This is a genomic window from Nocardioides sp. (assembly GCF_030149505.1).
GTDB lineage: Bacteria > Actinomycetota > Actinomycetes > Propionibacteriales > Nocardioidaceae > Nocardioides.
The window spans coordinates 24,108-49,581 of record NZ_JASBRN010000026.1; the positions used below are offsets into that span (position 1 = coordinate 24,108).

Sequence of the window (25,474 nt, forward strand, 5' to 3'; positions counted from 1 at the left end):
TGCTGCTGGTCGCGGCCCTCGTCGGGTGCAGCGGCGCCACCTCCGGACCGGTCGGCACGGGGCCGGGTGGCACGGGTCCGGGCGACGGCGAGGCCTCGGGCCCGGTGCGGCTCTCCGACTGCCGCCCGCTCGAGGCGGGCGCGGTGCGCGGCCGGCCGCCGGCGTACCTCCCGGACGGGGTGGGGCTGGAGCCCCTGCCGGTCTCCGACGCCGTCTGCGCGGGCGTGTGGGCGCCGCGGGCCGCGGCCGCGCTGGTGCCGCAGGGCGTGGCGGTGCGGGGCGGGACGGCTTGGTTGACGGGGTACGACGAGGGCGAGCCCGGCAGCCTGTGGTGCCGGGTCGTGCGGCTGGACCTGCGCACCGGCGCGCTGCTGGCCGACCGCCGGCGCGTCAGCGGTCGCGTCGGCGCGGGCCCCGAGGTCGGCTGCCGCCACGGCGGGGGCGTCGCGCTGGACCGGCACGGGCTGTGGCTGACCGAGAGCGCGCGGCTGTGGCTGATGGACCCCCGCAGCCTCGAGGTGCTGCGGGGCTGGCGGCTGGCCGACCCCGTGCAGGGGTCCTTCGGGCTGATCGACGACCGGGGCCGGATCGGGCTGGGTCGCTTCCGTCCCAGCCGCGTGCACCCGGGCCGGGCAGCGCTGGACTGGTTCGACCTCTCCCGGGTGCTCGCGCCCGGGGTGGTCGAGCTGGGCCTCGACGACGCGGTCTCGTCGAGGAAGGTGCCTTCGCACGCCCAGGGCGCGGTGTGGGCCCGGATGGGTGGGCGCACGGGCGTGTGGTTCGCCCGCTCGCACACGCGCTGCGGGGTGCTCGAGGGGCCGGGCGGGGTGCGCCGGGCGTTCCTGCCGGGCGCCGAGGGGATGGCCGCCGGTCCCGGGAGCCTGTGGGCGGTCAGCGAGTCCGCGGCGCGGAGCTTCTGGCGGCTGGGCGGGCGGCCGGTCGTGCCGACGCTGAGCCGGCTCGACACCGGGCGGCTGCGGGAGTGGCCCGAGCCGACCTGCGACCCGGGGGACTGAGGCCGCACCGGGCGGCACGGCACGGAGCGGTCGCGACCGGCCGCGGGCCGCTGTCGGCGTACCCCTGGGAACGCCGACGGCCCGCCAGGAGGACCTGGCGGGCCGTGCGGTGCGAGTGCGCTGGGGTCAGCGGGTCTCGCGGTGGTCGGTGTGGGTGCGGCAACGCGGGCAGAACTTCTTCATCTCCATGCGGTCGGGGTTGTTCCGACGGTTCTTCTTGGTGATGTAGTTCCGCTCCTTGCAGTCCACGCAGGCGAGCGTGATCTTGGGGCGAACGTCAGAGCTCTTGCTGGCCACGGGATGTCCTTGCTGATCGGAGGCGGTGCGGGATCTGTGGTAGCGGGGGCGGGACTCGAACCCGCGACACCACGATTATGAGCCGTGTGCTCTAACCACCTGAGCTACCCCGCCACATGGATGAGGGTCGACCCCGGTCTGCACCGGCGACGACCCGACCCAGAGCCCCTTTACGGAATCGAACCGTAGACCTTCTCCTTACCATGGAGACGCTCTGCCGACTGAGCTAAAGGGGCAACGACGCAGAACCATACAGAGTCTTCGGCGTAGGAGAAAATCGGGGCATGGCCCAGCCCTTCTTCGTCCCCGACGGCACCCTCGACGACGGTTCCGAACGGTTCATCACGACCCTCTCCGCAGCCGGTCCGTGGGCCCCCGGCGCCCAGCACGGTGGGCCCCCGGCGGGCCTGCTCACCCGGGCGCTCGAGCGGCTGCCCGAGGCGGCCGACCGGGTGGTGGGGCGGTTCACGATGGAACTGCTCGGGCCGGTCCCGGTGGCGCCGCTGCTGTCCTCGGCCCGGGTCCTGCGGCGGGGCCGGTCGGTGCTGATGGCCGAGTCGGTGCTGCACGACCCGTCCGCCGGGCGCGACGTGGCCTCGGCCCGCGCATGGCTCTTCCCCCGCGGCACCGGCCCCGCCGAGGTCGGGCCCGCTCCCGCGCACGGACCGGCCGACGGCGTGGTCAAGGCCTCCCCCGGGACCTGGCACCCGGGCTACGTCGAGGCGGTCGAGTGGCGGTGGGTCTCCGGGTCCGTCGACACCCTCGGCCCCGGCACCGCCTGGATGCGCGCGCCCGAGCTGGTCGAGGGCGAGACCACCTCGCCGCTGGCGCGGATGATGACGTGCGTCGACTCCGCCTCGGGGGTCAGCGCCGCGCTCGACGTCACCCAGTGGGGCTTCCAGAACACCGAGCTCACCGTGCACGTGCTGCGCGAGCCGGTCGGCGAGTGGGTCTGCCTCGACGCCGAGACCACCCTCGGGCCCGGCTCGGTCGGGGTCGCCACGTCCACCGTGCACGACCGGCTCGGGCCGGTCGCCCGATCGGCGCAGGCGCTCCTCGTCGTACGCCGCTGAGGGCTGGTCCTGGGTCGCCGAGCCGGCGCGTTCTTCCGGAAACGTGCGCCGGCTCGGCGTCGGCGTGGGTCGAACCGGCGCGTTCTTCCGGAAACGTGCGCCGGCTCGGCGCGGTGGGTCAGCGCCGGGCGAGCGTGGGGAACGGGACGGCCTGCTCGAGCTCGTAGGCCAGCTCCAGCAGCAGCGCCTCGCGGCCGGAGCCGGCGCCCAGCATCATCCCCAAGGGCAGCCCGTCCGGGGTGGTCGCCAGCGGCAGGGAGACGGCCGGGTCCCCCGAGGCGTTGTGCCAGGGCGTGAAGACGACCCACTCCAGGAGCCGCTCCATGACCTGGTCGAAGCCGGGCTCGGGAGAGAGGTGGCCGACCGGCGGCGTGGCCGTGGCCAGCGTGGGGCAGAGGGTGACGTCCCACCGCTGGTGGAACTGCGCGGAGATCGCCGTGGTGCGGCGCAGGCGGGCGATGGCGCCGGGCACGCGGTGGGCGTTGCGGCGCGCGTGCCGGGCCAGTCCCAGGGTGAGCGGGTCGAGCCGCTCCTTGTCGAAGGTCCGGCCGTGGTTGCGCCGGCCACCGGCGACCAAGGCCCCGGCGAGCACCGACCAGTAGAGGAGGAAGTCGTCGGGGAAGGTGTCCGGCACCGGGGCCGCGACCTCCTCCACGTGGTGGGCGAGGTCCTCCAGCACCCGCGCGGTGCGCCAGGTCGCCTCGATCGCGTCGGGGCCGGCGGTGCGGCCCGCCCCGGAGGTGGAGACCGCGACCCGCAGCCGCTGGCGTCCGGGGCGGGTGATGTCGCCGATCGGGCGCAGCCGCAGCGGGCGGTAGACCTTCTCGGACTCGCGCAGGAACGCCGCGGTGTCGCGCACCGAGCGGGTCACGACCCCGTCGCTGACGATCCGCACCGGTTGGCCGCGGAGCATGGCGTCCTGGGCGAGCCGGCCGCGGGTCGGCTTGAGGCCGACCAGGCCGTTGACCGCCGCGGGGATCCGGATCGAGCCGCCGCCGTCGTTGGCGTGGGCGATCGGGACGGCACCGGCGGCGACGAGGGCCGCGGCCCCGGCCGAGGAAGCACCGGCGGTGCGGTCGGGGTCCCACGGGTTGCGCACGGGGCCGAGCCGGGGGTGCTCGACGGCGGCATTGAAGCCGTACTCCGAGAGGCGGGTCTTGCCGAGGGTGACCAGCCCCGTGGCGTGGTACATCCGGGCGAAGTCCCCGTCGCGGGACGCCGGCCTGCCGACGTACGCGTCGGTGCCCTGGAGGGTCGGCAGGCCCTCGACGTCGACGTTGTCCTTCAGGAAGCTGGGTACGCCGGCGAAGTAGCCGCCGCGCAGGGCGCGGGCCTCCGCACGGGCCCGGTCGTAGGCGCGCCAGGCGACCGCGCCCAGCGCCGGGTCGACCGCCTCGGTCCGCGCGACGGCGGCCTCGACGACCTCGGGCGCGGAGACCTCGCCGCGGTGGAGGGCCTCGACCAGCCCGACGGCGTCGTGGGTCCCGAGGGCGTCGTCGGTGAAGGCGTGCACGCGTGGCATGCCGCTGCACGCTAGCCGCCGGAACGGGTCGTCGGGGCCGGTGGTCGAGGTGCGAACCGCCGCTCTCGGCGGTCGGGCGTCGTCAGCGCAGGAAGAGCGGGACGAGCAGCGGCAGCAGCAGGCTGGTGGCGAGGGCGGTGAGACCCATGGCCAGGCCGGAGAAGGCGCCCTCGACGGGGTGCTCGTGCAGCATCCGCGAGGTGCCGATGCCGTGGGAGACCGCGCCGGTGGCCAGGCCGCGCGCCCGGTGCTCGCGCACGCGCAGCCACGTGAGGACCGTGGGGGCGGCGACGGCGCCGAGGATGCCGGCGGTGATCCCGATCGCGGCCGTCAGCGGGGCGACCCCCTCGATGGTCCGCGACAGCGCGATCGCCACGGGCGCGGTCGTGGCCTTGGGGGCGACGGTGCGGGCCAGCAGCTCGTCGCCGCCGAGCAGCTGCACGAGCAGCATCGCCGAGCCGACGGAGACGACGACCCCGACCAGGAGGCCGGCGACCAGCGGCAACGCGTAGCCGCGCAGGCGGCCGAGCTGGCGGTGAAGCGGCACGGCTAGGGCGACCGTCGCGGGGCCGAGCAGGAAGGTCACGATCGTGGTGCCCTCGGCGTACGTCGCGTAGTCGACGTCGAGCAGCACCAGTGCGGCGGCGAGCAGGACGACGCCGACCAGCACGGGCTGGGCCACGGGGTGCCCGGTGCGGTCGCGCAGGTGCACGCCGAGGCGGTAGGCCAGCAGCGTGGCAACCAGCCAGGTCAGCGGGTGGGCGAGGAACCAGCTCACCGGGCCCGCTCCCGGGTCAGCAGCTGGGCGGTCCAGCCGACCGCAGCCAGCCCGAGCAGCCACGAGACGACCAGGGCGACCACGATCGCCGGGCCGTCCTGGCGCAGGACCGCGCCGTAGACCACCACCCCGACCCCGGCGGGCACGAAGAGCAGCTGCAGGTGCGGCAGGAGCGCGTCGGCCGCCTGGTGGACCGAGCTGCCCTCGGGCGGACGGCGCACGAGCAGGACGAGCAGGAGCACGACCATGCCGACGACCGGGCCCGGCACGGGCGCGTCGAGCGCGTGGACGACGACCTCGCCGACCAGCTGGCACCCCAGGAGCCAGGTCAGGCCGGACACGACGCGCACGCCCGCGAGTGTGGCAGCCGGGCGGCCCGCCGGCGCAACCGTCGCCGCCCCGTGGCGCTCAGCCGCGCCGGTGGCAGCCGAGCAGGTGCGGGTCGAAGACCCCGGTCGCCTCCATCAGCGCGAACATCGTGGTCGGCCCGACGAAGGTGAAGCCGCGACGCTTGAGCTCCTTCGACAGCGCCGATGACTCCGCCGAGGTCGTCTGCTGCTCGGAGGTGTCCTGCGGCGCGGGCGCGGTCGAGGGCGCGTGCGCACGCACGAGCCGCTCCAGCGCACCCCCGCCCTCGGCCTCGACGAGGTCGAGCGTCGCCCGGGCGTTGGTGATCGCCGCCCGCACCTTCGCGCGGTTGCGCACGATCCCGGCGTCGGCCATGAGCCGGGCGACGTCGCCGCCGTCGTACGCCGCCACGCGCGCCGACTCGAAGCCGTCGAAGGCCGCGCGGAAGGCCGGCCGCTTGCGCAGGATCGTCGCCCACGACAGCCCGGACTGGAACGCCTCGAGCGTCAGCCGCTCGAACCAGGCCGCGTCACCCTCGATCGCCCGGCCCCACTCCTGGTCGTGGTAGTCCCGCATCAGACCGGGCTCCGCCCCGGCCCAGGGGCAGCGGGGCAGGCCGTCCTCGCCGGTCAGGGGTCCCATGGGCGGTCAGCGTGCCACGCGTCGCCGACGGCCGGGCTCTTGGTGGTCGAACCGGCGCACATTTCCGGAAGGACGCGCCGGCTCGGCACAGAGCACACCGGCCACGGGAGCCGAGTCATGCTCGAACCAGTGCCGAGTCACGGTCGAACCAGCGCCGAGTGAACGCGCCAGCCGGGCCGGGTCCGCTGGCGCAGTCGCGCGGTCTCGTCAGGAGCGGGGGCGCAGGCGGGCGTTGGGGAGGGCCGGGGAGGGGATGGGGGCGAGGTGGTCGCCGGGGACGATGCCGAAGCGGCCGTCGGCGACCTCCTGGGAGTCGCCGACGCGGCTGCCGTCGCGGGTGATCTGCGCCTGCCACTCCTCGCGGTAGCCCGCGACCTCCTCGTGGGTGGCGCCGATGAAGTTCCAGAACATCACGATCGACTCTCCGAGCGGCTCGCCGCCGAGCAGCAGGGCCCGGACCGGCTCCTCGCCAGCCCGCAGCCGCACGGTCGCGCAGCCGGTCGGCACGTGGACCAGGTCCGAGGGCGTGCCCGGGACCCCCTCGACCTCGACCTGGCCGGCGTCGACGAGCACCCCGTGCTCGTGGGCCGGGTCGACCGCGACAACCAGGGAGGTGCCGGGCTCCAGCAGCAGCTCCGCGCCGACGAGCGGCGAGAACGTCTCCACCGGCGACGTGTCGCCGAGCAGGGAGCCGAGGAAGACGCGCGCCTCCCAGTTCTCCCCCGCGACCGGCTCGGGCGCGTAGTGGCGGAAGGTGGGCTCGGTGCCCCGCGCCTCGGCGGGCAGCGCCACCCACAGCTGGGCGCCGTGCAGCACGCTGGTGGCCGCCGTCGAGACCTCGGAGTGCGAGATCCCGCGGCCCGCGGTCATGAGGTTGAGCTCGCCGGGGCGCACCATCGCGTGGTGGCCGGCGGAGTCGCGGTGCTCGATCTCGCCGGTGAAGAGCCAGGAGACCGTCTGCAGGCCGGTGTGCGGGTGCGGGGCGACGACCATCCCCCCGGTCTCGGCGACGTCATCGGGTCCGTAGTGGTCCACGAAGCACCAGGCGCCGATCATCGTGCGGCCGCGCTGGGGCAGCGTGCGCCGCACGGTCATCGCCCGCGGCCCGCCGAGCGGGACCTCGCGCGCGGTCATGACGCTCACACCGGACTCGTCACCACTCGCGCACTCCACCTCCTCGCTGGGTCGGTCCAACCGGGTCACGACAGCTGCTCCGGCGAGACCGTGCGCTTGTCCTCGTCGCCGCGACCCGAGGGCACCACGTGGCCGGCATCGCTGGCCAACAGCGTCGTGGAGTCGTGGGTGGCCGGGTCGAGCCGGACCACGATCGACTTCGAGGTCGGGGTGTTGCTGCCCAGGGCCGTGCTGGCCAGCGGCACGAGCGGGTTGGTCTCGGGGTAGTAGGCCGCCGCGCAGCCGCGCGGCTGGTCGTAGGAGACGACCCGGAAGGCCGGGGCCTGCCGCTCGACGAGCGACGCGGTCTCGTCGTCGGGGTCGCGCCACTCGCTGACCAGGTCGACGAGCTGGCCGTCCTCGAGCCCGAGCGCAGCGATGTCCTCGGGGTGGACGAACACGACCCGGCGCCCGCCCTTGACGCCGCGGTAGCGGTCGTCGAGGCCGTAGATCGTGGTGTTGAACTGGTCGTGGCTGCGCATCGTCTGCAGCAGCAGCCGCCCCTCCGGCACGTGCAGCACGTCGAGCGGGCTGACGGCGAAGACGGCCTTGCCCTGCGGGGTCGGGAACGTGCGGCTGTCGCGGGGCGGGTGCGGCAGGACGAAGCCGCCGGGCTGGTCGACCTTCTCGGCGTACGCCGCCGCGCCGGGCACCACGCGGGAGATGCGGTGCCGGATCTCGGTGTAGTCCGCGCGCAGCTGCTCCCACGGGACCGGGTGGTCGGCGCCGAGGGCCGCGAGGGCGATCCCGCAGACGATGTCGACCTCCGAGCGCAGGTGCTCCGAGGCCGGCTCGAGCGGCCCGTGGGAGGCGTGGACCGCGGACATGGAGTCCTCGACGGTGACCCGCTGCTTGCGGCCACCGGTGAGGTCGCGCTCGCTGCGACCCAGCGCCGGCAGGATCAGGGCCTCGCGGCCGTGCACCACGTGGGAGCGGTTGAGCTTGGTGGAGACGTGCACCGTCAGCGCCGCGCGGCGGAAGGCCTCCTCGGTGACGGCGGTGTCGGAGACGGCCGAGACGAAGTTGCCCCCCATGCCGATGAAGACCGAGGCGTCACCCTCGTGGAGGGCGGTCACCGAGGCGACGGTGTCCAGGCCGTGCTCCCGCGGCACCGGGATGCCGAACTCCTGCTCCAGGGCGGCGAGGAAGTGCTCCGGCGAGCGCTCCCAGATGCCCATGGTGCGGTCGCCCTGCACGTTGGAGTGGCCGCGCACCGGGCAGAGCCCGGCCCCGGGCTTGCCGATGTTGCCCTGGAGGAAGGCGACGTTGGCGAGCTCCTTGACGGTGGCCACGGAGTTGCGGTGCTGGGTGATCCCCATGGCCCAGCAGGTGACGGTGGCCGAGGAGTCGGCGAACATCCGGGCCGCTTCCTCGATCTGCTCCCAGGTCAGCCCGGTCGCCCGCAGGACGGCGTCGCGGTCGAGGGTGCGCAGGTGCGCGGCGTACTCCTCGAAGCCGACGGTGTGGGTCGCGATGAAGTCGTGGTCCAGGGCGTCCCACTCCAGCAGCAGGGAGCCGATCGCCTGGAAGAGCGCGAGGTCGCCGTTGATCCGCACCGGGAGGTGCAGGTCGGCCAGGGCGGTGCCGTTGCCGACAACGCCGCGGGGCACCTGCGGGTTCTTGAACCGCACCAGCCCGGCCTCGCGCAGCGGGTTGATCGCGAGGATCTTCCCGCCGTTGCGCTTGACCTTCTCGAGCGCGGAGAGCATCCGGGGGTGGTTGGTGCCGGGGTTCTGCCCGGCGATGACGACCAGCTCGGCGGTCTCGACGTCGTGCAGGCTCACCGACCCCTTGCCGATGCCGATCGACTCCGCCAGCGCCACCGAGGTGGACTCGTGGCACATGTTGGAGCAGTCCGGGAGGTTGTTGGTGCCGAAGGAGCGCGCGAGGAGCTGGTAGACGAACGCCGCCTCGTTGGAGGTCTTCCCGGAGGTGTAGAAGATCGCCTCGTCGGGACTCGACAGCGCACGCAGGTGGCGCCCGATCGTCGCGAACGCCTCGTCCCAGGTGACCGGCTCGTAGTGGGTGCCGCCCGGTCGCAGCACCACCGGCTCGGTGATCCGGCCCTGCTGGCCTAGCCAGTAGTCGGTGCGGTGGGCCAGCTCCGCGACCGGGTGCTCGGCGAAGAAGGACCGGTCGACGCGCCGCAGCGTGGCCTCCTCCGTGACCGCCTTGGCGCCGTTCTCGCAGAACTCCGCCGTGTGCCGGTGCCCCGCCTCGGGGTCCGGCCACGCGCATCCCTGGCAGTCGAAGCCGTCGACCTGGTTGAGCCGCAGCAGGGTCCGGGCCGTCCGGATCGGGCCCATCTGCTCCACCGCGCGCTTCATCGCCACGGCCACGGCGGTCGTGCCGGCGGCAGCGTCCTTGGGCTTGGTGACCTCGAGCTCGCGCTCGTCGACGTCGTGGCGGGGTGCGGTGAAGGACCATCCGAGAGGCATGGCCCCATCATGCGCGGCTCGACCCAGGCGGCAGCCCACCCATGGGGTACGGACCAGTCACGGCGGCCTGGTGTCGGACCTTCCCGCCGGGCTCCCCCCGCCGCTAGCGTGCTGGCCACGACCGACCCACCTGCCGAGCCAGCGTGGCCCGGCCCCCACCAGGAGGTCCACCGATGTCGAGCACCCCACCGCCTCCCCCGCCCCCGCCGCCCCCGCCGGGCGAGCCGCCCATGGGCGGAGGCGCCGACGGCCCACCGCCGCCCCCGCCGCCGCCTCCGGGTGGTCCGGGCGGCTACGGGCCGGGCGGGTACGGCCCCGGCGGTGGCGGTCCGGGCTCCGGCGGCCAGCCGGCGTACGGCGGCCCGCCCGCCCCGGCGTACAGCGTCGGCGACGCGCTCTCCTTCGGCTGGGCGAAGTTCCAGGCCAACGTGGGCCCGATCGTGCTGTCGGCGGTGGTCCTGCTGGTGGGTGTCGGCGCGGTCGCCGTGCTCGGCAGCCTGGTCACCGGCGCGCTGGCCGGCGACGTCGAGTGCGGTGTCAACGACGAGGGCCGCTACGTCTGCGACGGCGGCACCGGCTTCGTGGCCGGGCTCGTGATCCAGGCCCTGCTCACCGCGGTGGTGCTGGTGGTCTTCCAGATCATCGCGGCCGGACTGATCCGCGCTGCGCTGAAGGTGACCGACGGCGGCTCCTGGGAGTTCTCCGAGGTGCTGCGCACCGACAAGATCGGCAAGGTCGTCGTGACCGCGCTGATCGTCGGCGCCATCACCTTCGTCGGGACGCTCCTGTGCTACTTCCCCGGGCTCGTGGCGGGCTTCATGCTCTCCTACAGCCTCTACTTCGTCGTCGACCGCGACCTCGAGCCGATGGCGGCGGTCAAGGCCAGCTTCGAGCTCACGAAGAACAACCTCGGCAACACGCTGGTCTGGTACATCGTGGGCGCGATCGTCGCGTTCGCCGGCTTCCTGGCCTGCGGCATCGGCGCGCTGGTCAGCCTGCCGGTGGTGCTGCTGGGCACGGCCTACACGTACCGCACGCTCACGGGCGGCGCGGTGGTGCGCTGAGGGCACCGGGCCTCGAGAGCGGCTGCGCCGCGGGACCGGTCCACCGGCCCGTGCGCAGCCGCTCCCGCGTTCCTCGCCGCTCCGTCGATCGCGTGACCCGTCACACATCAGGGTGAAAGGGGGGTTGGCCGGTGCGACCCCACGGGTAAGGAACGCGGTGAGGCAACAGGTGTCCACCCAGATCACCGCCTCGCCGCACCATCCCCCACCAGAAGGGTCGACATGAGAACGCGACGCACGACACGGATGACCATGGCCCTGGCCACAGCGGTCGCCACCGCCCTGCCACTGATCGCCCTGCAGCCTGCGCCCGGCCAGGCGGCACCGGCACGCAGTGGTGATGGGGTCCAGAAGTACCAGCACCGCGCCAAGGTCGGTGCGCAGATCCTGCGGGTGCTCGTCCTGGACCAGACCCCCGGCATCGAGGGGGGCAAGGTCGTCGACCTCCGTGTGGGTCGCGCGTCGTCGATGCTCAACACCCGCAAGGCCACCCCGTCGGTCTCGACCTCGAAGAGCCTCGGTGGCCGTGGCCTCGCCGACAACGACCTCTCCGGCCTGCTGACCGCGCTGGTCGCCAAGGCCGGCCCGACCAAGGGCACCGACGAAATCCCCAGCCAGACGCTGGTGCCGGTCCCCGCCGAGCCCCTGCTGTCGGTGGGCGCCAGCACCGGCGAGGCCATGGCCCGCTGGGCCGGCAAGCGCTCCTGCGTGCCCGGCGGCCAGGACGCGACCTCGTCGATGTCCTCGACCGCCGACGCGACCGTGCTGCCCGGCGCCATCCCCGGCACCGGCTCGCTGCTGGCGCTCGACGGGACGGCCTCGGCGATGCAGCGCACGCAGTACCTCCCGCGCGGTGACCGGTCCGGCCTGAAGGGGGTGGCCACGACCGGTCTGGCCGACCTCGAGCTCTTCGGCGGCGCTGTGGGCATCGAGGTCAGCTCCGACCCGAAGATGGTCGCGACCGCGACCGGCCGGCCCGGGGGCGCGAGGATCGACTACACCCCGGCGGTCCTGGAGATCACCGGCCCCGACGGCCAGCCCGTTCCGATCCCCACCGACGGTGCGCCGGCCGAGATCTCCTTCCCCGAGAACCCGCTGCTGGGCCTGACCCTGCAGTTCCCGGGCGTCATCAAGGAGAAGGTCACCGAGAACGGCCGGATGGCCAAGGCCAAGTCGGTCACCCTGCGCGCCGTGCTCTCGCTCGGCGGCCAGGTGATCGCCGACGTGGCGGTCGCCCCGCTGCAGACCAAGGTCAAGGTCCCCCGGGGTGGCATCTCCTGCTGACCCGCTGACCCGCAGCACAGCAGCCCTGGAGCAGCGGCTGCCGACGACCCCGCCGCCCTGGCGGGGTCGTCGTGCTTCCGGGCCGGTCCGGCCGACGTCGTACCCGCCTCAGCGCAGGGCGGCCGCCTCGCGTGCGAGGCGCTCGACCCGGGCCCAGTCGCCGGCGGCCAGGGCGTCACGGGGGGTCAGCCAGGACCCGCCGACGCAGCCGACGTTGGGCAGCGCGAGGTAGCCGGGGGCCGAGGCGGCGGTGATGCCGCCGGTGGGGCAGAAGCGGGCAGCGGAGAGCGGCGAGGCCAGCGAGGAGAGGTACGCCGTGCCGCCGGACGCCTCGGCGGGGAAGAACTTCATCTCCGTCACGCCGGCCTCGAGCACGCGAAGCACCTCGGAGACCGTGGCGGTCCCGGGGAGGAACGGCAGCCCGGTGCCGAGCATCGCCTGCAGCAGGTCCGGCGTCGTCCCCGGCGAGACCAGGAAGCCGGCACCGGCCTCGGCCGCCGCCTCGGCCTGGGCCGGGGTGCAGACCGTGCCGACTCCCAAGGTGATCTCCGGGACCTCGGCGGCGATGGCCCGCACGGCGTCGAGTGCGACCGGCGTGCGCAGCGTCAGCTCGACGACCGGCAGGCCTCCGGCCACCAGGGCGCGCGCCAGTGGGACGGCGTGGTCGAGCTCCTCCACGACGACGACCGGCACGACCGGGACGAGGTCGAGCAGCGAGTCAGACATGGGCGGGGACCCCCTGGTCGACCGGGACCGCGGGGAAGACGCTGGCTCCCTGGTCGGCGGGCCCGACGGTGGCGCGGAACATCGCGAAGAGCTCGCGGCCGGTCCCGGCGAACTCCTGCGCCGTCGGGGCCGCGCCCGTGGCCGGGCGCGCGAGCACGGTCTCGACGTCGGCGACGGTGAGCAGCCCCGCGTCGGCGTCGACGGTCACCAGGTCGCCGTCCCGCAGTCGCGCCAGGACGCCGCCGAGCGCAGCCTCGGGCGTGACGTGGATGGCGGCCGGGACCTTGCCCGAGGCCCCGGACATCCGACCGTCGGTGACGACCGCGACCCGCTGGCCGCGGTCCTGGAGCACCCCCAGCGCGGGGGTCAGCTTGTGCAGCTCGGGCATGCCGTTGGCGGCCGGGCCCTGGTAGCGGATGACCGCCACCAGGTCGCGCCCGTCGAGGGCCCCGCCGGCGAAGGCCTGCAGGAAGTCGGCCTGGTCGTCGAAGACCAGCGCCGGGGCCGTGACGACTCGGTGCTCGGGCGCGACGGCCGAGGTCTTGATGACGGCCTGGCCCAGTGGCCCGGTCAGCACCCGCAGGCCGCCGTCGGCGGAGAACGGGTGGTCCGCCGGGCGCAGCACGTCGGTGTCGAGGGAGGTGTTCCGGCCGTCGACCCACTCGACGCCGCCGTCGGCGGTGAGCCGCGGCTCCTGGGTGTAGCGGCGCAGGCCGGGTCCCGCGACGGTCTGCACGTCCTCGTGCAGCAGCCCCGCGTCGAGCAGGGTCCGCACCAGGAAGGCGATGCCGCCGGCGGCTTGGAAGTGGTTCACGTCGGCGGAGCCGTTGGGATAGATCCGGCACAGCAGCGGCACGACGGCGGAGAGGTCGGAGAGGTCCTGCCAGGTCAGCTCCACGCCGGCCGCGCGGGCCATCGCCACCAGGTGCATCGTGTGGTTGGTCGAGCCGCCGGAGGCCAGCAGCGCCACGCAGGCGTTGACCAGGACGCGCTCGTCGACGAGCTCCCCGATCGGCGAGGCCCCCCGCTGCCCGGTCTGCTGGCGGTGGGCCAGCTCCGTGACCCGGGCTGCGGCCGCGTCGGTGAGGGCGGTGCGCAGCGGGGTGCCGGGGTTGACGAAGGAGGCGCCCGGCAGGTGCAGGCCCATGACCTCCATCAGCAGCTGGTTGGAGTTGGCGGTGCCGTAGAAGGTGCAGGTGCCGGCAGAGTGGTACGACGCCGCCTCGGCCTCGAGCAGCTCCTCGCGGGAGGCCAGCCCCTCGGCGTACCGCTGGCGGACCGCGGCCTTCTCCTTGTTGGGCAGGCCCGACTCCATGGGCCCGGCCGGCACGAGCACGGTCGGGAGGTGCCCGAAGGACAGCGCACCCATCACCAGGCCGGGGACGATCTTGTCGCAGACGCCCAGCAGCAGGGCACCGTCGAACATGTCGTGGGAGAGCGCGATGGCGGTCGACATGGCGATGACGTCGCGGGAGTAGAGCGAGAGCTGCATGCCGGCGCGACCCTGCGTGACGCCGTCGCACATGGCTGGGACGCCGCCGGCGACCTGGGCGATGCCGCCGGCGCGGACGACCGACCTCTTGAGGGCGGGTGGGTAGGTCTCGAACGGCTGGTGCGCCGAGAGCATGTCGTTGTAGGAGGTGACGATCGCGAGGTTGGGCTTGACCGTGCCGCGCAACGCCGCCTTGTCGACCGGGCCGGCCGCGGCGAAGCCGTGCGCGAGGTTGGCGCAGGCCAGCCGCCCGCGCGCAGGTCCGGTCTCGGCGGCGGCCCGGGTGCGCTGGAGGTAGGCCCTGCGGGTCGCGGCGCTGCGCTCGACGACGCGCTCGGTGACGGCCGCCACGACGGGGTGGAGGCGCTGGCGGTCCTGGCGTCCGGTGCTCACTGGTCGGTCTCCTGCCAGGCTCGGCCGTCGCGCTCCAGGAGCGCCGCTGCGGCGAAGGGGCCGGGGGTCCCGGCGGGGTAGCGGCGCGGGGCCTCCGGCGACTCCGCCCACCGGTCGAGGACGGGCGCCACCCACTGCCAGGCCGCCTCGACCTCGTCGCGACGCATGAACAACGTCGGGTTGCCGCGCACGACGTCCATGAGCAGCCGCTCGTAGGCGTCGGGGCTGCGCTGGTCGAAGGCGGTGGCGTAGGACAGGTCGAGGGAGACCGGGCGCAGCCGGATGCCGCCGGGGCCGGGCTCCTTGGCCGTCAGGTGCAGGCGCATGCCCTCGTCGGGCTGGACGCAGATGTGCAGCCGGTTGGCCGTCGTGGTGCCTTCCGAGCCCGGGAACATCGCGTGCGGGGGCTCCTTGAAGACCACGACGATCTCCGAGACGCGGCGGTCCATCCGCTTGCCGGTGCGCAGGTAGAACGGGACGCCCGCCCAGCGCCAGTTCTGCACCTCGGCCTTCAGGGCCACGAAGGTCTCGGTGCTGCTCCCGGCCCCGCCGAGCGCGCCCAGGTCGTCCTGGTAGGAGGCGGCCCGCTCCCCCTCGACCAGCCCGGCGACGTACTGGCCCCGGACGGTGTCGCGGTCCACGTCGGCCGGGCCGAGCGGCTTCAGCGCCTGGAGCACCTTGAGCTTCTCGTCGCGGACGTTCTCGCGGCCGACGTACGTCGGCGGCTCCATCGCCACGAGGCACAGCAGCTGCAGGAGGTGGTTCTGCACCATGTCGCGCAGGGCGCCCGCGTGGTCGTAGTAGCCCCCGCGGGTGCCGACCCCGACGGTCTCGGAGACGGTGATCTGCACGTGGTCGACCCACTGGGAGTTCCACAGCGGCTCGAGGAAGGTGTTGGCGAAGCGCGTGACCAGGAGGTTCTGGACGCTCTCCTTGCCGAGGTAGTGGTCGATGCGGAAGACCTGGTGCTCGGCGAACACCCGGCCGACCGCGTCGTTGACCTCGCGGGCCGAGGCGAGGTCGTGCCCGATCGGCTTCTCCAGCACGACGCGTGCCCGCTCGTCGACGACGTCGATCTCGGCGAGGCGCTCGCAGGTCGGGCCGAAGAGGCGCGGCGCGACGGCGAGGTAGAAGACGCGGACCGTCTCGTCCTCGCGGGGCCGGTCCTTGAGCAGGCCGTGCAGCAGGTGCCAGTCGTCGGGGGTGTCGGAGTCCAGGCAGAGGTGGTGCAGGCGGCCGAGCAGACGGGTGATCGCCGCCTCCTCCAGCAGCGCGGGCTCGACGAAGCGCTCGAGCGCGGCGCGGACCTCGCGGCGGTAGCCGGCGTCGTCGATCTCGGAGCGGGAGACGCCGATGATGCGGGTGTCCGCGGGCAGGTGACCCTCGAGGTCGCGGTGGTAGAGCGCGGGCAGCAGCTTGCGCAGCGCGAGGTCACCGGTCCCGCCGAAGACGGTGAAGTCGCAGACCGGCGGGAGGGTCGCGGTCACGGCGGTCGGGTCGGCCGGGGGATGCATGGGTCCTACGGTCGCAGGACTTTTGGATCGATACAAGCACTCTTAGGTCATTTTCTGACTTAAGTGTGTGCTTCACTCGCCGCGTGGTCACCGACGAGACCTGGGTCGACACCTCCCCGGGCGGCCTGCTGCACCTGCTCCGCACCGGGCGCGCCGCCACGCGCGCCGACCTCGTGCGGCTGACCGGGCTCTCCCGTGGCGCCGTGACGGCACGGGTCGGCGCCCTCGCGGCGGCCGGGCTGCTGCTGGAGGGCGCCGACCTCGCCTCGACCGGGGGACGGCCGGCGGCCGCCCTGCGCCTGGACCCCGACGCCGGGGTGGTGCTCGCCGTGGCCGTCGGGCGCTCCCGCAGCCAGGTCGGCGTCTTCGACCTGGCCGGTCGGGAGGTCGCCGGCGACACCCGCGACCACGAGCCCGGCACCGGTGCCCGCGACCTGATGCCCGACGTCGCCGCCCGGCTCGGCTCCCTGCTCGACGGCCTCGTCGCCCCCTCGGCGCCTCGCGCGCGGGTGCTCGGCGTCGGGCTGAGCCTGCCGGGCTCCGTCGACCCGGCCACGGCCACCGCCACCGACGCCCCCGTGATGCGCGGCTGGGACGGGGTCGCCCTCGCCCCCTACCTGTCCCCCGTCACCGACGCCCCGGTGCACCTCGACAACGACACGTCGGTCCTGGTGCGCTCGGAGCTCTTCGGCCGGGTCCCGGTGGCCCGGGACATGCTGGTGCTCAAGGCCTCGACCGGCCTGGCGCTGGGCATCGTGGCCGACGGTCGGCTGGTCGGCGAAGGTCGCGGCACCACCGGCGAGCTCGGGCACACCCGGGTCGAGGAGGCCGGCGACCTGCTGTGCCGCTGCGGGGCGACCGGTTGCCTGGAGACGGTGGCCGGCGGCTGGGCGCTGGTGGCGCGGCTGCAGGAGGCGGGTCGCTCCGACGTACGCCACGTGCGCGACCTCGCCGCGCTCGCCCTCGCCGGCGACCCCGAGGCCCGCCAGCTGCTGCGCGAGGCCGGCCGGCACCTCGGCGAGACCCTGGCCGTCGCCGTCAACCTGCTGCACCCCGAGGCGGTCGTCGTCGGCGGGGACATGGCCACCGCCTTCGACCTGCTCACCGCCGGGATCCGCGAGTCCCTCCATGCCCGCGCCCACCCGGCCGCCGCCCGGGCCCTGCGCTTCGTGCCGGCCACCCACGGCGAGGCCGCCGGGTTGCACGGGTGCGCGGCCCTGGCCATCGACCGAGCCCTGGACCCCCGCGCCGTGGACGCGCTCCTGCGGGAGTGAGGGCGCACGCCTGGTCGGCAGAGACAGCGGGCGCGCGGGGACGCGGCCGGCCCGAGGCGCCCCCCGAGGAGCGTGGGTGGGGCTGGCGGGCCGTTCGTGTGGAACGCGCGAACGGCCTGGTAGCGACGAAGGGGGCGCCTCGGGCCGGACGCGGCACCGCGCGCCCCTTCCCCGCCAACCCGCAGCGGCCTCAGCCCCGGTCGCGGGCCCAGGTCCAGGCGTACTCCGGGTCCTCCACCGCCAGGGCGGCCTCGCCGAGCTCGAGCGGGGCGAAGGTGTCGACCATCACGGCGGTCTCCTCGAAGCGCTCGGCACCGAGGCTGGCCTCGATCGCGGAGGGCTGCGGGCCGTGGGCGTGGCCACCGGGGTGCAGTGAGATCGAGCCGAGCCCGATGTCGGAGCCCTTGCGGGCCTCGTAGTCGCCGGCGACGTAGAACATGACCTCGTCGCTGTCGACGTTGGAGTGGTAGTAGGGCACCGGCACGGCGAGCGGGTGGTAGTCGACCTTGCGCGGCAGGAACGCGCAGACCACGAAGTTCCAGCCCTCGAAGACCTGGTGCACCGGCGGCGGCTGGTGGACCTTGCCGGTGATCGGCATGTAGTCCTCGATGTTGAGCGTGTAGGGGTAGAGGCAGCCGTCCCAGCCGACCACGTCGAAGGGGTGGGTCGCGTACGTCATCCGGGTGCCGACGATCCCCTGGCTGGTGCGGTGCTTGACCAGCACCGGCACGTCGGTGCCCTCGCGCAGCAGCGGCTCGGCGGGGCCGTGCAGGTCGCGCTCGCAGTACGGCGCGTGCTCGAGCAGCTGGCCGAACCGGCTCAGGTAGCGCTTGGGCGGCGCGACGTGACTGCTGGCCTCCGTGGCGTAGAGCCGGCTGGGCTCAGCCGGGACCCAGCGGTGGGTAGTGGCGCGCGGGACCACCACGAAGTCGCCGGCTCGGTAGGGGACGGCGCCGAACACCGTCTCGACCACCCCGGAACCGGACTCGACGAAGACACACTCGTCGCCGATCGCGTCGCGGTAGTAGGCGCTCGGCTCGGTGCCGGTCACGACGTAGGTGAGCCGCACGTCGTTGTTGGCCAGCACGGTCCGGCGGTCGGCGACGGCGTCGGTGCCGGTCTCGAGGTCGTGCAGCCGCAGGTGCCGCGGGGCGAGCGGGTGGTTGGGGGTGCGGGACTGGTCCGGCAGCTCCCAGACCTCGCTCGCGGTGAGGGCCGAGGGGACGCCTCGGTGGTAGAGCAGGGAGGAGTCGGAGGAGAACCCCTCCTCCCCCATCAGCTCCTCGCGGTAGAGGCGACCCTCGGCGTCGCGGTGCTGGGTGTGGCGGGTCCGGGGGACGTCGCCGACACTGCGGTAGTAGGCCATGCTGTCTCCCGACGCTTCGAGCGGACGTCCGACTATCGGACGAACCAGGGCGCTATTCGTTCGCTACAGTAGCGCGGTGACCCGTTTCGAGGAACCGTCCACCGACCCCTTCTGGGTCGGCCTCATCGACGACGCCGCCACCTTCCCGCCTGGCGACGCCCCGCTGGAGCAGGCGCTCGCGGCGTACGCCGGACGCTCCGGCCCCGCGGCGCGGCTGGTCCGCTCGCTGGTCGTGCGCGACACCGACCTGCCGGCCGTGCCGAGCGGGACGCCGGTGTCGGTCGTACTGACGGGGGGCGCCGGCCAGGTGCTGGGCCCCGCTCGGTTGTGCGCCCAGCGCGACCTGCCGCTCGCCGGCCTGGAGATCGCCCTGCGCGACGTCGAGGACCCCGCCGGCAACGCCCGCCGCGTGGTGGCCGCCGTCGACGCGGCCCGCGCCGAGGGCGTCCTCGACGAGGACACCCGGGTCTTCGTCGAGCTGCCCGCGACCGACCCCACGCACTCCTGGCTGGCCGCCGCCGACGAGGTCGCCGCAGCCGAGCTGCGGCTCAAGCTGCGCACCGGCGGCCTGGACGCCGAGGCGTTCCCGACGCCGGAGCGGCTGGCCGCCTGGATCGATGCCGCGCTCGACCGGGAGCTGCCGTTCAAGTGCACCGCGGGCCTGCATCGCGCGCTGCCCCACACCTCCCCGGAGGGCTGGCGGCACCACGGGTTCGTGGCGGTGCTCGCCGCGACCCGGGTCGCCTTCGACGGCGCCTCGCGCGCCGAGGTGGTCGAGGTGCTGACCTCCGGGGATGCCCCCGACCTGCTGGCGCTGGAGCTGACCGGTGCGCGCCGGTGGTTCTCCTCCTTCGGCTCGTGCAGCGTCGAGGAGCCCCTGGCCGACCTCCGCGAGATGGTGGACCTGTGAGCACTCCTCCTTCCGACGTCCTCGGCGGCTTCGGCCTCGACCACCTGCCCTACGGGGTCTTCTCCGTCGACGGCGGCCCGCGCCGGGTCGGCGTACGACGGGGCGAGGAGGTCCTCGACCTGGCGCACGCGACCGGTCGACCCGAGCTGGCCGAGCCCTCGCTCAACGCCCTCATGGCGCGCGGGCCCTCGACCTGGCGCCAGCTGCGCGAGCAGGCGCTCGACCTCGCGCCCGACCTGCCGGGCATCCCGCTCTCCGACGTGGTCATGCACCTGCCGTTCGAGGTGGCCGACTACGTCGACTTCTACGCCTCCGAGCACCACGCCACCAACCTCGGCCGGATGTTCCGCCCCGGCTCCGAGCCGCTGCTGCCGAACTGGAAGCACCTGCCGGTCGGCTACCACGGCCGCGCGGGCACCGTCGTGCCGAGCGGCACCCCCGTGGTCCGGCCCTCGGGGCTGCGCCCGGTGGGGCCAGGCGAACCGCCGTCCTTCGGCCCGACCCGGCGCCTGGACATCGAGGCCGAGCTCGGCTTCGTCGTCGGCGCGCCCTCGGCCCTCGGCTCGCGCGTCCCGGCCGCCGCGCTGGCCGACCACGTCTTCGGGGTCGTCGGGCTCAACGACTGGTCCGCACGCGACATCCAGGCCTACGAGTACGTCCCGCTCGGACCGTTCCTGGGCAAGTCGTTCGCGACCTCGATCAGCTGCTGGGTCACGCCGCTGGCCGCGCTCGAGGCGGCGTGGTGCGACCTGCCCGGCCAGGACCCCGAGCCGGCGGCGTACCTCGAGTCGGGGCGCACGCGCGGCCTCGACATCGACGTGGAGGTCGTGCTCGACGGGGAGGTCGTCAGCCGACCGACGTACGCCTCGACCTACTGGTCGCCCGCGCAGATGCTGGCCCACCTCACGGTCAACGGCGCCAGCGTGCGCACCGGCGACCTGTTCGCCAGCGGGACGATCAGCGGTCCCGCGCCGGGCCAGGAGGGCTCCTTCATCGAGCTGTGGCGCGGCGAGCGGTTCCTCGAGGACGGCCAGGAGGTCGTGCTGCGCTACTCCGCGCCGTCGACCTCCGGCGGGCGGCTGTCCCTGGGCGAGGTCGCGGGGCGGGTCGAGCCGGCGCGCTGAGTCGGCCGTTGAGCAGGCCACCGTCGAACCAGCGCCGAGTCACCGTCGAAGTGGTGCCGAGTGGGCGGGCGGACCGGTGGTCGGATCCCTGCGACCCCGGGACGGAACCTGTTCTAGATTTCGGGCCATGGGACTCCTGACCCCGCTGGCCGTGAAGATCGGCGCCATCGAGTGGATGCCGAAGCTGCTCCCCCAGATCGTGTGGGTCGACAAGAACCTGCAGAAGGCCTCGCGCGGGCGGGTCAGCGTGCTCGACCTCGCCGGCCTGCCCAACCTCATGCTCACCGTCGTCGGCCGCAAGAGCGGCATCCCGCGCCAGACCCCGCTGCTGTGCGTGCCCGACGGTGACACCTGGCTGATCGCCGGGTCCTACTTCGGCGGCCCGAAGATGCCGGTGTGGGTCGTCAACCTGCGGGCCGCGCGCACCGCCCACATCCGCTTCGGCAGGGTCGAGACCGACGTGACCGCCGAGGAGCTCTCCGGCGAGGACCGCGCCGCCGCGTGGCGCACGATGCTCGCCACCTGGCCGAACTACGCCAAGTACGAGGAGCGCACCGACCGGCTGATCCCGGTCTTCCGCCTGCGCCGGGCCTGAGGGACGGCGGCGCGCGACCCGCTCCGGGGCTCCAGGGCTCCAGGGCTCCGGGGCTCCGGGGCTCCGACGCCCGAGGGTGACGGACCGGGAGCGGCCGGGGGCCGGAACGCGCCACGCGCTGGGGCGCGTGGCTCTGGCGGCGCCCGGAGCCGGCGGCCTACCGTCGAGCGTGCTCCCGTTCCCTGGTTCCCCACGCGCTCGGCGCCCGCTCCTCGGCCTCGCCTCGGCGACCGCCGGGCTGGTCGCGCTGGCGACGGTCGGCGCCGGCGTCCAGGTAGCCCCCGCGCCTCCCGCAGCCACCGCAGCGACGACGGCCGCGGCCCAGGCGGCCGAGCCCGACCCCCGCCCCAACATCGTGGTGGTCGTCGCCGACGACATGCGCGTCGACGACCTGCGCTGGGCGCCCCGCACGCGCCGGTTGGTGGGGGCCGACGGCATCTCGATGGAGAACTCCTTCGCGCCGTACCCCCTCTGCTGCCCCCAGCGCGCGACCTTCCTGACCGGGCAGCACGCGCACAACCACGGGGTCTACTGGCACGAGCCGCCGTCGGGGTACGCCGCGTTCGACGACTCCCGGACCATCGCCACGTCGCTGCGCGCAGCCGGCTACCGCACGGGCTTCCTCGGCAAGTACCTCAACCGCTACGGCCTCGACCGGTCCAGGGTCAGCGGCCAGCCCTCCCACCGCTACGTGCCCGCCGGGTGGGACGAGTGGCGCGGGGCGGTGGAGAACCCCGGTGACGCGGGGTTCCACGGCGGCACCTACGTCTACACCGACATCGCCTTCAACCACGACGGGAAGATCGACAACCGCTACCGCGGGCGCTACAGCACCCAGGTGATCGGCGACCTCGCCGTCGACATGGTCCGGCGCTCCGACCGGCACCGGCAGCGCACGGGCGAGCCGTTCTTCCTGCTGGTCAACCACGTGGCCCCGCACCACGGCGCTCCCCGCGACCCCGACGACCCGCAGCCGCTGGGCGGGTCCGAGGACTCCACGCAGGACTTCCCCTCGCCGTACGTCCCGCCCGCGGAGCGGGGGCGCTTCGACGACGTCATCGATCGAGCGCCCGGGATCGCCCGCTCCGGCGCTCCGACGGAGAAGGACGTCTCCGACAAGCCTCGCCAGGTCCGCAACCTCCCGCCGCTGAGCCGTGCCGACCTCCGCGCCATGCGCGAGGTGGCCCGCCAGCGGGCCGAGGCGATCCACGTGATGGATCGGCAGGTGGCGCGACTGGTGACCTCGCTCAAGCGGACGGGCGAGTGGGAGCGCACGGTCGTCGTGTTCACCTCCGACAACGGTCTGCTGCAGGGCGAGCACCGCTTCCGCACCGGGAAGGTCTGGTCCTACGAGCCGTCGCTACGGGTGCCGCTGCTCCTCACCGGGCCGGGGCTGCGGGGGAAGGGCCCCCTGGGCGACAAGCGCTACGACCCGGTCGACACCCCGGACCTCACCGCGACCCTGCTCGACCTCGCGGGTGCCGAACCCCCGCGCCGCCCGGACGGTACGTCGGTGCTGCCGACCCTGCTCGAGGGCGACCGTGGCTGGGACGTGCCCGTGCTGACCGAGGCCACGCACACCTCGGGGGGCTCGGAGCGGGGCTTCGGGGAGCGCAGCTCGATCGGGGTCCGGACGGGTCGGTGGAGCATGACCCGCTACCGCGACGGCTTCGTCGAGCTCTACGACCTCGTCCGAGACCCGCTGCAGCACGAGAACCTCGCCCGCTCCCGCGAGCACCGGGACGTCCTGGCCGCGCTCACCACCTCCTGGCGCGAGGTCAAGGACTGCGCGGGCGCCGGCTGCCAGGCGCCGCTGCCCGAGTCCCTCGCCATGACCGCGGACGAGGTCGCGGACGCGACCCGCCGCTACTGGAAGGCGATCGACCGGACCTACGCATACCGCTGACCGTGCGCGCCCCCACACCTAGGCTCGTCCGGTGACGCAGCTCGGCCAGTACCCCGACCCCACCCACGTCGTCGCCCACCTCAGCGACCCCCACCTGCTCGCCGCCGGCCAGCTGCAGTACGGCGTCGTCGACCCCGAGCGCGGGCTGGTCGCGGCCCTGGAGCGCCTCGGCCGGATCGACCCGCCCCCGCAGGCGCTGGTCTTCACCGGGGACCTCGCCGACAAGGCCGAGCCCGAGGCGTACGCCCGGCTGCGCGAGCTGGTCGAGCCCGTGGCGGCAGGCATGGGAGCCGAGGTCGTGTGGACCATGGGCAACCACGACGCCCGCGAGCCCTACGCCCGCGGCCTGTTCGGACCCGACGCCGACCCTACGGTGCCGCAGGACCGGGTGCACGAGGTCGACGGGCTGCGGATCGTCGCGCTGGACACGTCGATCCCCGACTACCACCACGGCGAGCTGCGGCCCGAGCAGCTGGCGTGGCTGGCCGACCTGCTGGCCACCCCCGCCCCGCACGGGACGATCATGGCGATGCACCACCCGCCGATCCCGGTGCCGATGCTGCCGCCGGCGCAGATCATCGAGCTGGCCGACCAGCACCTGCTGGCCGAGGTGGTACGCGGCACCGACGTGCGCGCGATCCTGGGCGGGCACTTCCACTTCACCAGCCACAGCCTCTTCGCCGGCGTACCCGTCTCGGTGGCCTCGGCGACCTGCTACACCTCCGACCTCACCCCGGCGGACCGCTACCTCTCCGGCGTCGACGGGCACCAGTCGGTCAACCTGCTGCACGTCTACGAGGACCGGGTCGTGCACACGGTCGTGCCGACCACCGAGGCCCCCGAGGTCGACGGCTACCCGCTCTCGGTGCGGCCGCAGGTGCTCGCGCTCTCCGACCACGACCGGCGCGAGCTGCTCTCGCGCAAGGGCGTGGACCTGGCCGCGCTCGTCGAGCAGCTGGGTCTCTGAACAGCCGCTGCCCGCGACACCGGTCAGGCGGTACGCCGTCGGCGCGCCCCCGCGCGGTGCAGCAGCAGCCCCGCCAGGGCCGCCGGGGCGAGCAGGGCCAGGCCGGCCGCGCTCCCGGTGCTCTCCGCGCCGGTCGCGAGCCGCGGACGGAGGTCGCGCGGCTTCAGCGGCTTGACCGTGCCGATGGTGCTGCCGTCGTACCGGAAGACGTCGAAGCCGCGCACGAGGTCGTTGGAGTAGCCGAAGAACGACCCGTCGCGCTTGATCCTGTTGGTCTTGAACGACCAGGAGTCGGAGTCGGCCATCACGTAGGAGCCGACCTCGGTCATGCCGGCGCCGTCGCCGAAGGCGAGGTTGAGCGGCCCGGCGAGCGGGTCGGTGGCGGCGTCAGCGAGACCGGAGAGGTCGATGACGCGCACGCCCTGGGCGTACCAGGAGATCGTCATGAGCTGCTGGCGCTCGTAGATGCGGAGCACGTGGGAGGTGCAGGTCGCCCCGTCCTGGAAGGTGAAGGCCGGGATGAACCAGGCGCCGATCTTGACCGGTGCGGCCTCGAGGTCACCGGTGATGTCGTAGAGGTGCAGACCGCCGCCGGGGCACTCCAGCGACGCGGCCGCTCCGGCGCGCTCGTCGGTGACCACGAGGATGGTGCGCTCCACGCCGTCGGAGCCGGTGAGGGTGACGGGGTCGGCCTGGTGGGAGACGTTGACCGCCGGGTCGATGATCTGGCCGATCATCTCCGGGTTCGCCGGGTCGGTGGTGTCGAGGACCAGCGTCTGGCTCAGGGCCGCGGAGTAGGCCCGGGTGCCGTCGGCACTGAAGGTGATGTCGTGGGACTCCGAGCCGAGCGAGGTGGGCACGAACGGGATCGGGAAGTCCTGGACGAAGCGCGGCTTCGCCGGGGCGCTGATGTCGTAGATCGTGATGAAGGGCTCCGTGCCCGAGGTCAGCAGGTCGGAGTTGGAGTTGTAGAGGTACTCCCCGCTCGGGTGGATGGTCATGTTGTGCGAGCCGGCGGCAACGGGCAGGAAGCTCACTGACTGCGGCCGCGTGGGCTGCGTGAGGTCGACGATGACCGTGCCCGCGTCGTCGGCAGTCAGGTCGAGGTCGCGCCCGCACCGGGACGCGGCGCCCGCCTCGCCGACGCTGCCGTCGGCGGTGTAGCTGGCCAGGACCCGGCCGCGGTTGGTCCACACCTGGATGTCGCCCTGGGAGATGTCGCAGTCGTAGACCGCGGCGATCCTCGGCTTGCGCGGCCGGGTGATGTCGACGATCTGCAGCCCCTTCGACAGGGTGCCGGCCAGGGCGTACTCCTTGTCCCCCAGCCGCAGGAACTCGATGTCCGAACCGCCCTGCGCCTCGCCGGTGTCGTCGTACTGCAGGTTGGCGACGAACTCCATCGCCACGCCCTCGCCCTGGGTCTCCACCCGCTCGCCGCGGGTGTTGGTGGGGACGTCGCCGGCCTGGTGGGCCACGGCACCGGGAGCCGCGACCAGCGGGGCCAGGGCGACGAGGGCGACGGCCAGCAGGGAGCGGGCCGAGCGGGCGGTGGGGCGGGCGGCACGAGACATG

General features: G+C 74.1%; 22 protein-coding genes and 2 tRNA genes. 10 read left to right on the top strand and 14 right to left on the bottom strand.

Features of this window, described 5'->3' with window-relative positions:
• The first annotated feature begins 104 nt into the window (after positions 1-104).
• A complete protein-coding gene (locus Q1V71_RS05170; RefSeq protein ID WP_300641393.1) occupies positions 105-1,016 on the top strand; it encodes a hypothetical protein in 912 nt (303 codons plus the stop codon).
• 126 nt (positions 1,017-1,142) lie between these two features.
• Here the strand turns inward: Q1V71_RS05170 and rpmG are convergent, their stop codons facing one another.
• From rpmG to Q1V71_RS05185, 3 genes are all read right to left on the bottom strand, one after another.
• Positions 1,143-1,313: a 50S ribosomal protein L33 gene (gene rpmG, locus Q1V71_RS05175; protein WP_179529838.1), complete on the bottom strand. Its 171-nt coding sequence runs from the start codon at positions 1,311-1,313 to the stop codon at positions 1,143-1,145.
• Between the two features lie 37 nt (positions 1,314-1,350).
• Positions 1,351-1,427: transfer RNA gene (locus tag Q1V71_RS05180), tRNA-Met, on the bottom strand.
• A gap of 49 nt (positions 1,428-1,476) precedes the next feature.
• Positions 1,477-1,549, bottom strand: a tRNA-Thr gene (locus tag Q1V71_RS05185).
• A 48-nt stretch (positions 1,550-1,597) separates the two neighbouring features.
• On the opposite strand from Q1V71_RS05185, the gene Q1V71_RS05190 reads away from it, so the two are divergent.
• The gene (locus tag Q1V71_RS05190; protein WP_300641395.1) at positions 1,598-2,386 is read left to right on the top strand and encodes a thioesterase family protein; all 789 of its coding nucleotides are present in this window, start codon (positions 1,598-1,600) and stop codon (positions 2,384-2,386) included.
• 118 nt (positions 2,387-2,504) lie between these two features.
• Here Q1V71_RS05190 and Q1V71_RS05195 read toward each other — a convergent pair whose 3' ends face one another.
• The 6 genes from Q1V71_RS05195 to Q1V71_RS05220 form a co-directional block, all read right to left on the bottom strand.
• Positions 2,505-3,908 (bottom strand): amidase, encoded by a 1,404-nt coding sequence (locus Q1V71_RS05195; protein ID WP_300641397.1) that lies wholly within the window; start codon positions 3,906-3,908, stop codon positions 2,505-2,507.
• A gap of 82 nt (positions 3,909-3,990) precedes the next feature.
• Positions 3,991-4,686 (bottom strand): LrgB family protein, encoded by a 696-nt coding sequence (locus Q1V71_RS05200; RefSeq protein WP_300641399.1) that lies wholly within the window; start codon positions 4,684-4,686, stop codon positions 3,991-3,993.
• Positions 4,683-5,036, bottom strand: a complete 354-nt coding sequence (locus Q1V71_RS05205; RefSeq protein WP_300641401.1) for a CidA/LrgA family protein — start codon at positions 5,034-5,036, stop codon at positions 4,683-4,685. The genes Q1V71_RS05200 and Q1V71_RS05205 overlap by 4 nt, the downstream gene beginning before the upstream one ends.
• A 58-nt stretch (positions 5,037-5,094) precedes the next feature.
• Entirely contained in the window at positions 5,095-5,676 is a 582-nt protein-coding gene (locus Q1V71_RS05210) for a DNA-3-methyladenine glycosylase I (RefSeq protein WP_300641403.1), read from the bottom strand.
• A 207-nt stretch (positions 5,677-5,883) separates the two neighbouring features.
• Positions 5,884-6,879, bottom strand: a complete 996-nt coding sequence (locus Q1V71_RS05215) for a pirin family protein (RefSeq protein ID WP_300641404.1) — start codon at positions 6,877-6,879, stop codon at positions 5,884-5,886.
• On the bottom strand, positions 6,876-9,287 hold the full coding sequence (locus Q1V71_RS05220) for an FdhF/YdeP family oxidoreductase (RefSeq protein WP_300641405.1): 2,412 nt from the start codon (positions 9,285-9,287) through the stop codon (positions 6,876-6,878). Before Q1V71_RS05220 ends, Q1V71_RS05215 begins: the two co-directional genes overlap by 4 nt.
• Before the next feature lie 173 nt (positions 9,288-9,460).
• Between Q1V71_RS05220 and Q1V71_RS05225 the strand changes: the two genes are divergently transcribed.
• Together Q1V71_RS05225 and Q1V71_RS05230 are read left to right on the top strand one after the other, a co-directional pair.
• On the top strand, positions 9,461-10,351 hold the full coding sequence (locus tag Q1V71_RS05225) for a hypothetical protein (protein WP_300641407.1): 891 nt from the start codon (positions 9,461-9,463) through the stop codon (positions 10,349-10,351).
• A 222-nt stretch (positions 10,352-10,573) separates the two neighbouring features.
• The gene (locus tag Q1V71_RS05230) at positions 10,574-11,635 is read left to right on the top strand and encodes a hypothetical protein (RefSeq protein WP_300641409.1); all 1,062 of its coding nucleotides are present in this window, start codon (positions 10,574-10,576) and stop codon (positions 11,633-11,635) included.
• 108 nt (positions 11,636-11,743) lie between these two features.
• Here the strand turns inward: Q1V71_RS05230 and eda are convergent, their stop codons facing one another.
• Genes eda through zwf form a run of 3 tightly spaced genes read right to left on the bottom strand, consistent with a single transcriptional unit; the run spans position 11,744 to position 15,760 of the window.
• A complete protein-coding gene (gene eda, locus Q1V71_RS05235; RefSeq protein WP_300641411.1) occupies positions 11,744-12,361 on the bottom strand; it encodes a bifunctional 4-hydroxy-2-oxoglutarate aldolase/2-dehydro-3-deoxy-phosphogluconate aldolase in 618 nt (205 codons plus the stop codon).
• A complete protein-coding gene (gene edd / locus Q1V71_RS05240) occupies positions 12,354-14,246 on the bottom strand; it encodes a phosphogluconate dehydratase (RefSeq protein ID WP_300641428.1) in 1,893 nt (630 codons plus the stop codon). Before edd ends, eda begins: the two co-directional genes overlap by 8 nt.
• Positions 14,243-15,760 carry a glucose-6-phosphate dehydrogenase gene (gene zwf / locus Q1V71_RS05245; protein WP_300641430.1) on the bottom strand — a complete coding sequence of 506 codons (1,518 nt, stop codon included), beginning with the start codon at positions 15,758-15,760 and terminating at the stop codon, positions 14,243-14,245. Before zwf ends, edd begins: the two co-directional genes overlap by 4 nt.
• Positions 15,761-15,843: 83 nt before the next feature.
• Between zwf and Q1V71_RS05250 the strand changes: the two genes are divergently transcribed.
• A complete protein-coding gene (locus Q1V71_RS05250; RefSeq protein ID WP_300641432.1) occupies positions 15,844-17,034 on the top strand; it encodes an ROK family protein in 1,191 nt (396 codons plus the stop codon).
• A gap of 190 nt (positions 17,035-17,224) precedes the next feature.
• Here Q1V71_RS05250 and Q1V71_RS05255 read toward each other — a convergent pair whose 3' ends face one another.
• Positions 17,225-18,400 (bottom strand): homogentisate 1,2-dioxygenase, encoded by a 1,176-nt coding sequence (locus Q1V71_RS05255; RefSeq protein WP_300641434.1) that lies wholly within the window; start codon positions 18,398-18,400, stop codon positions 17,225-17,227.
• Positions 18,401-18,476: 76 nt separating this feature from the next.
• Between Q1V71_RS05255 and Q1V71_RS05260 the strand changes: the two genes are divergently transcribed.
• The 5 genes from Q1V71_RS05260 to Q1V71_RS05280 all read left to right on the top strand — a co-directional run bounded on the left by Q1V71_RS05260 (position 18,477) and on the right by Q1V71_RS05280 (position 23,902).
• Entirely contained in the window at positions 18,477-19,310 is an 834-nt protein-coding gene (locus Q1V71_RS05260) for a hypothetical protein (RefSeq protein WP_300641436.1), read from the top strand.
• Complete coding sequence (locus tag Q1V71_RS05265; protein WP_300641438.1) at positions 19,307-20,434, top strand: fumarylacetoacetate hydrolase family protein; 1,128 nt, start codon at positions 19,307-19,309, stop codon at positions 20,432-20,434. The genes Q1V71_RS05260 and Q1V71_RS05265 overlap by 4 nt, the downstream gene beginning before the upstream one ends.
• A gap of 127 nt (positions 20,435-20,561) precedes the next feature.
• A complete protein-coding gene (locus tag Q1V71_RS05270) occupies positions 20,562-21,029 on the top strand; it encodes a nitroreductase family deazaflavin-dependent oxidoreductase (RefSeq protein ID WP_300641440.1) in 468 nt (155 codons plus the stop codon).
• 169 nt (positions 21,030-21,198) lie between these two features.
• The gene (locus tag Q1V71_RS05275; protein WP_300641442.1) at positions 21,199-22,935 is read left to right on the top strand and encodes a sulfatase; all 1,737 of its coding nucleotides are present in this window, start codon (positions 21,199-21,201) and stop codon (positions 22,933-22,935) included.
• Positions 22,936-22,966: 31 nt separating this feature from the next.
• Positions 22,967-23,902: a metallophosphoesterase gene (locus Q1V71_RS05280; RefSeq protein WP_300641444.1), complete on the top strand. Its 936-nt coding sequence runs from the start codon at positions 22,967-22,969 to the stop codon at positions 23,900-23,902.
• 23 nt (positions 23,903-23,925) lie between these two features.
• On the opposite strand, the gene Q1V71_RS05285 is transcribed toward Q1V71_RS05280, so the two are convergent.
• Positions 23,926-25,473: a hypothetical protein gene (locus Q1V71_RS05285; protein ID WP_300641446.1), complete on the bottom strand. Its 1,548-nt coding sequence runs from the start codon at positions 25,471-25,473 to the stop codon at positions 23,926-23,928.
• Position 25,474: the final 1 nt, after the last annotated feature.

What these genes read in the sequence shown, in the direction of transcription:
- Q1V71_RS05285 (WP_300641446.1), bottom strand. Translation starts at nt 25,473, where the DNA reads ATGTCTCGTGCCGCCCGCCCCACCGCCCGCTCGGCCCGCTCCCTGCTG.
- eda (WP_300641411.1), bottom strand. Translation starts at nt 12,361, where the DNA reads ATGTCTGACTCGCTGCTCGACCTCGTCCCGGTCGTGCCGGTCGTCGTC.
- Q1V71_RS05270 (WP_300641440.1), top strand. Translation starts at nt 20,562, where the DNA reads ATGGGACTCCTGACCCCGCTGGCCGTGAAGATCGGCGCCATCGAGTGG.
- Q1V71_RS05230 (WP_300641409.1), top strand. Translation starts at nt 10,574, where the DNA reads ATGAGAACGCGACGCACGACACGGATGACCATGGCCCTGGCCACAGCG.
- Q1V71_RS05255 (WP_300641434.1), bottom strand. Translation starts at nt 18,400, where the DNA reads ATGGCCTACTACCGCAGTGTCGGCGACGTCCCCCGGACCCGCCACACC.
- Q1V71_RS05210 (WP_300641403.1), bottom strand. Translation starts at nt 5,676, where the DNA reads ATGGGACCCCTGACCGGCGAGGACGGCCTGCCCCGCTGCCCCTGGGCC.
- zwf (WP_300641430.1), bottom strand. Translation starts at nt 15,760, where the DNA reads ATGCATCCCCCGGCCGACCCGACCGCCGTGACCGCGACCCTCCCGCCG.
- Q1V71_RS05225 (WP_300641407.1), top strand. Translation starts at nt 9,461, where the DNA reads ATGTCGAGCACCCCACCGCCTCCCCCGCCCCCGCCGCCCCCGCCGGGC.
- Q1V71_RS05190 (WP_300641395.1), top strand. Translation starts at nt 1,598, where the DNA reads ATGGCCCAGCCCTTCTTCGTCCCCGACGGCACCCTCGACGACGGTTCC.
- Q1V71_RS05220 (WP_300641405.1), bottom strand. Translation starts at nt 9,287, where the DNA reads ATGCCTCTCGGATGGTCCTTCACCGCACCCCGCCACGACGTCGACGAG.
- Q1V71_RS05195 (WP_300641397.1), bottom strand. Translation starts at nt 3,908, where the DNA reads ATGCCACGCGTGCACGCCTTCACCGACGACGCCCTCGGGACCCACGAC.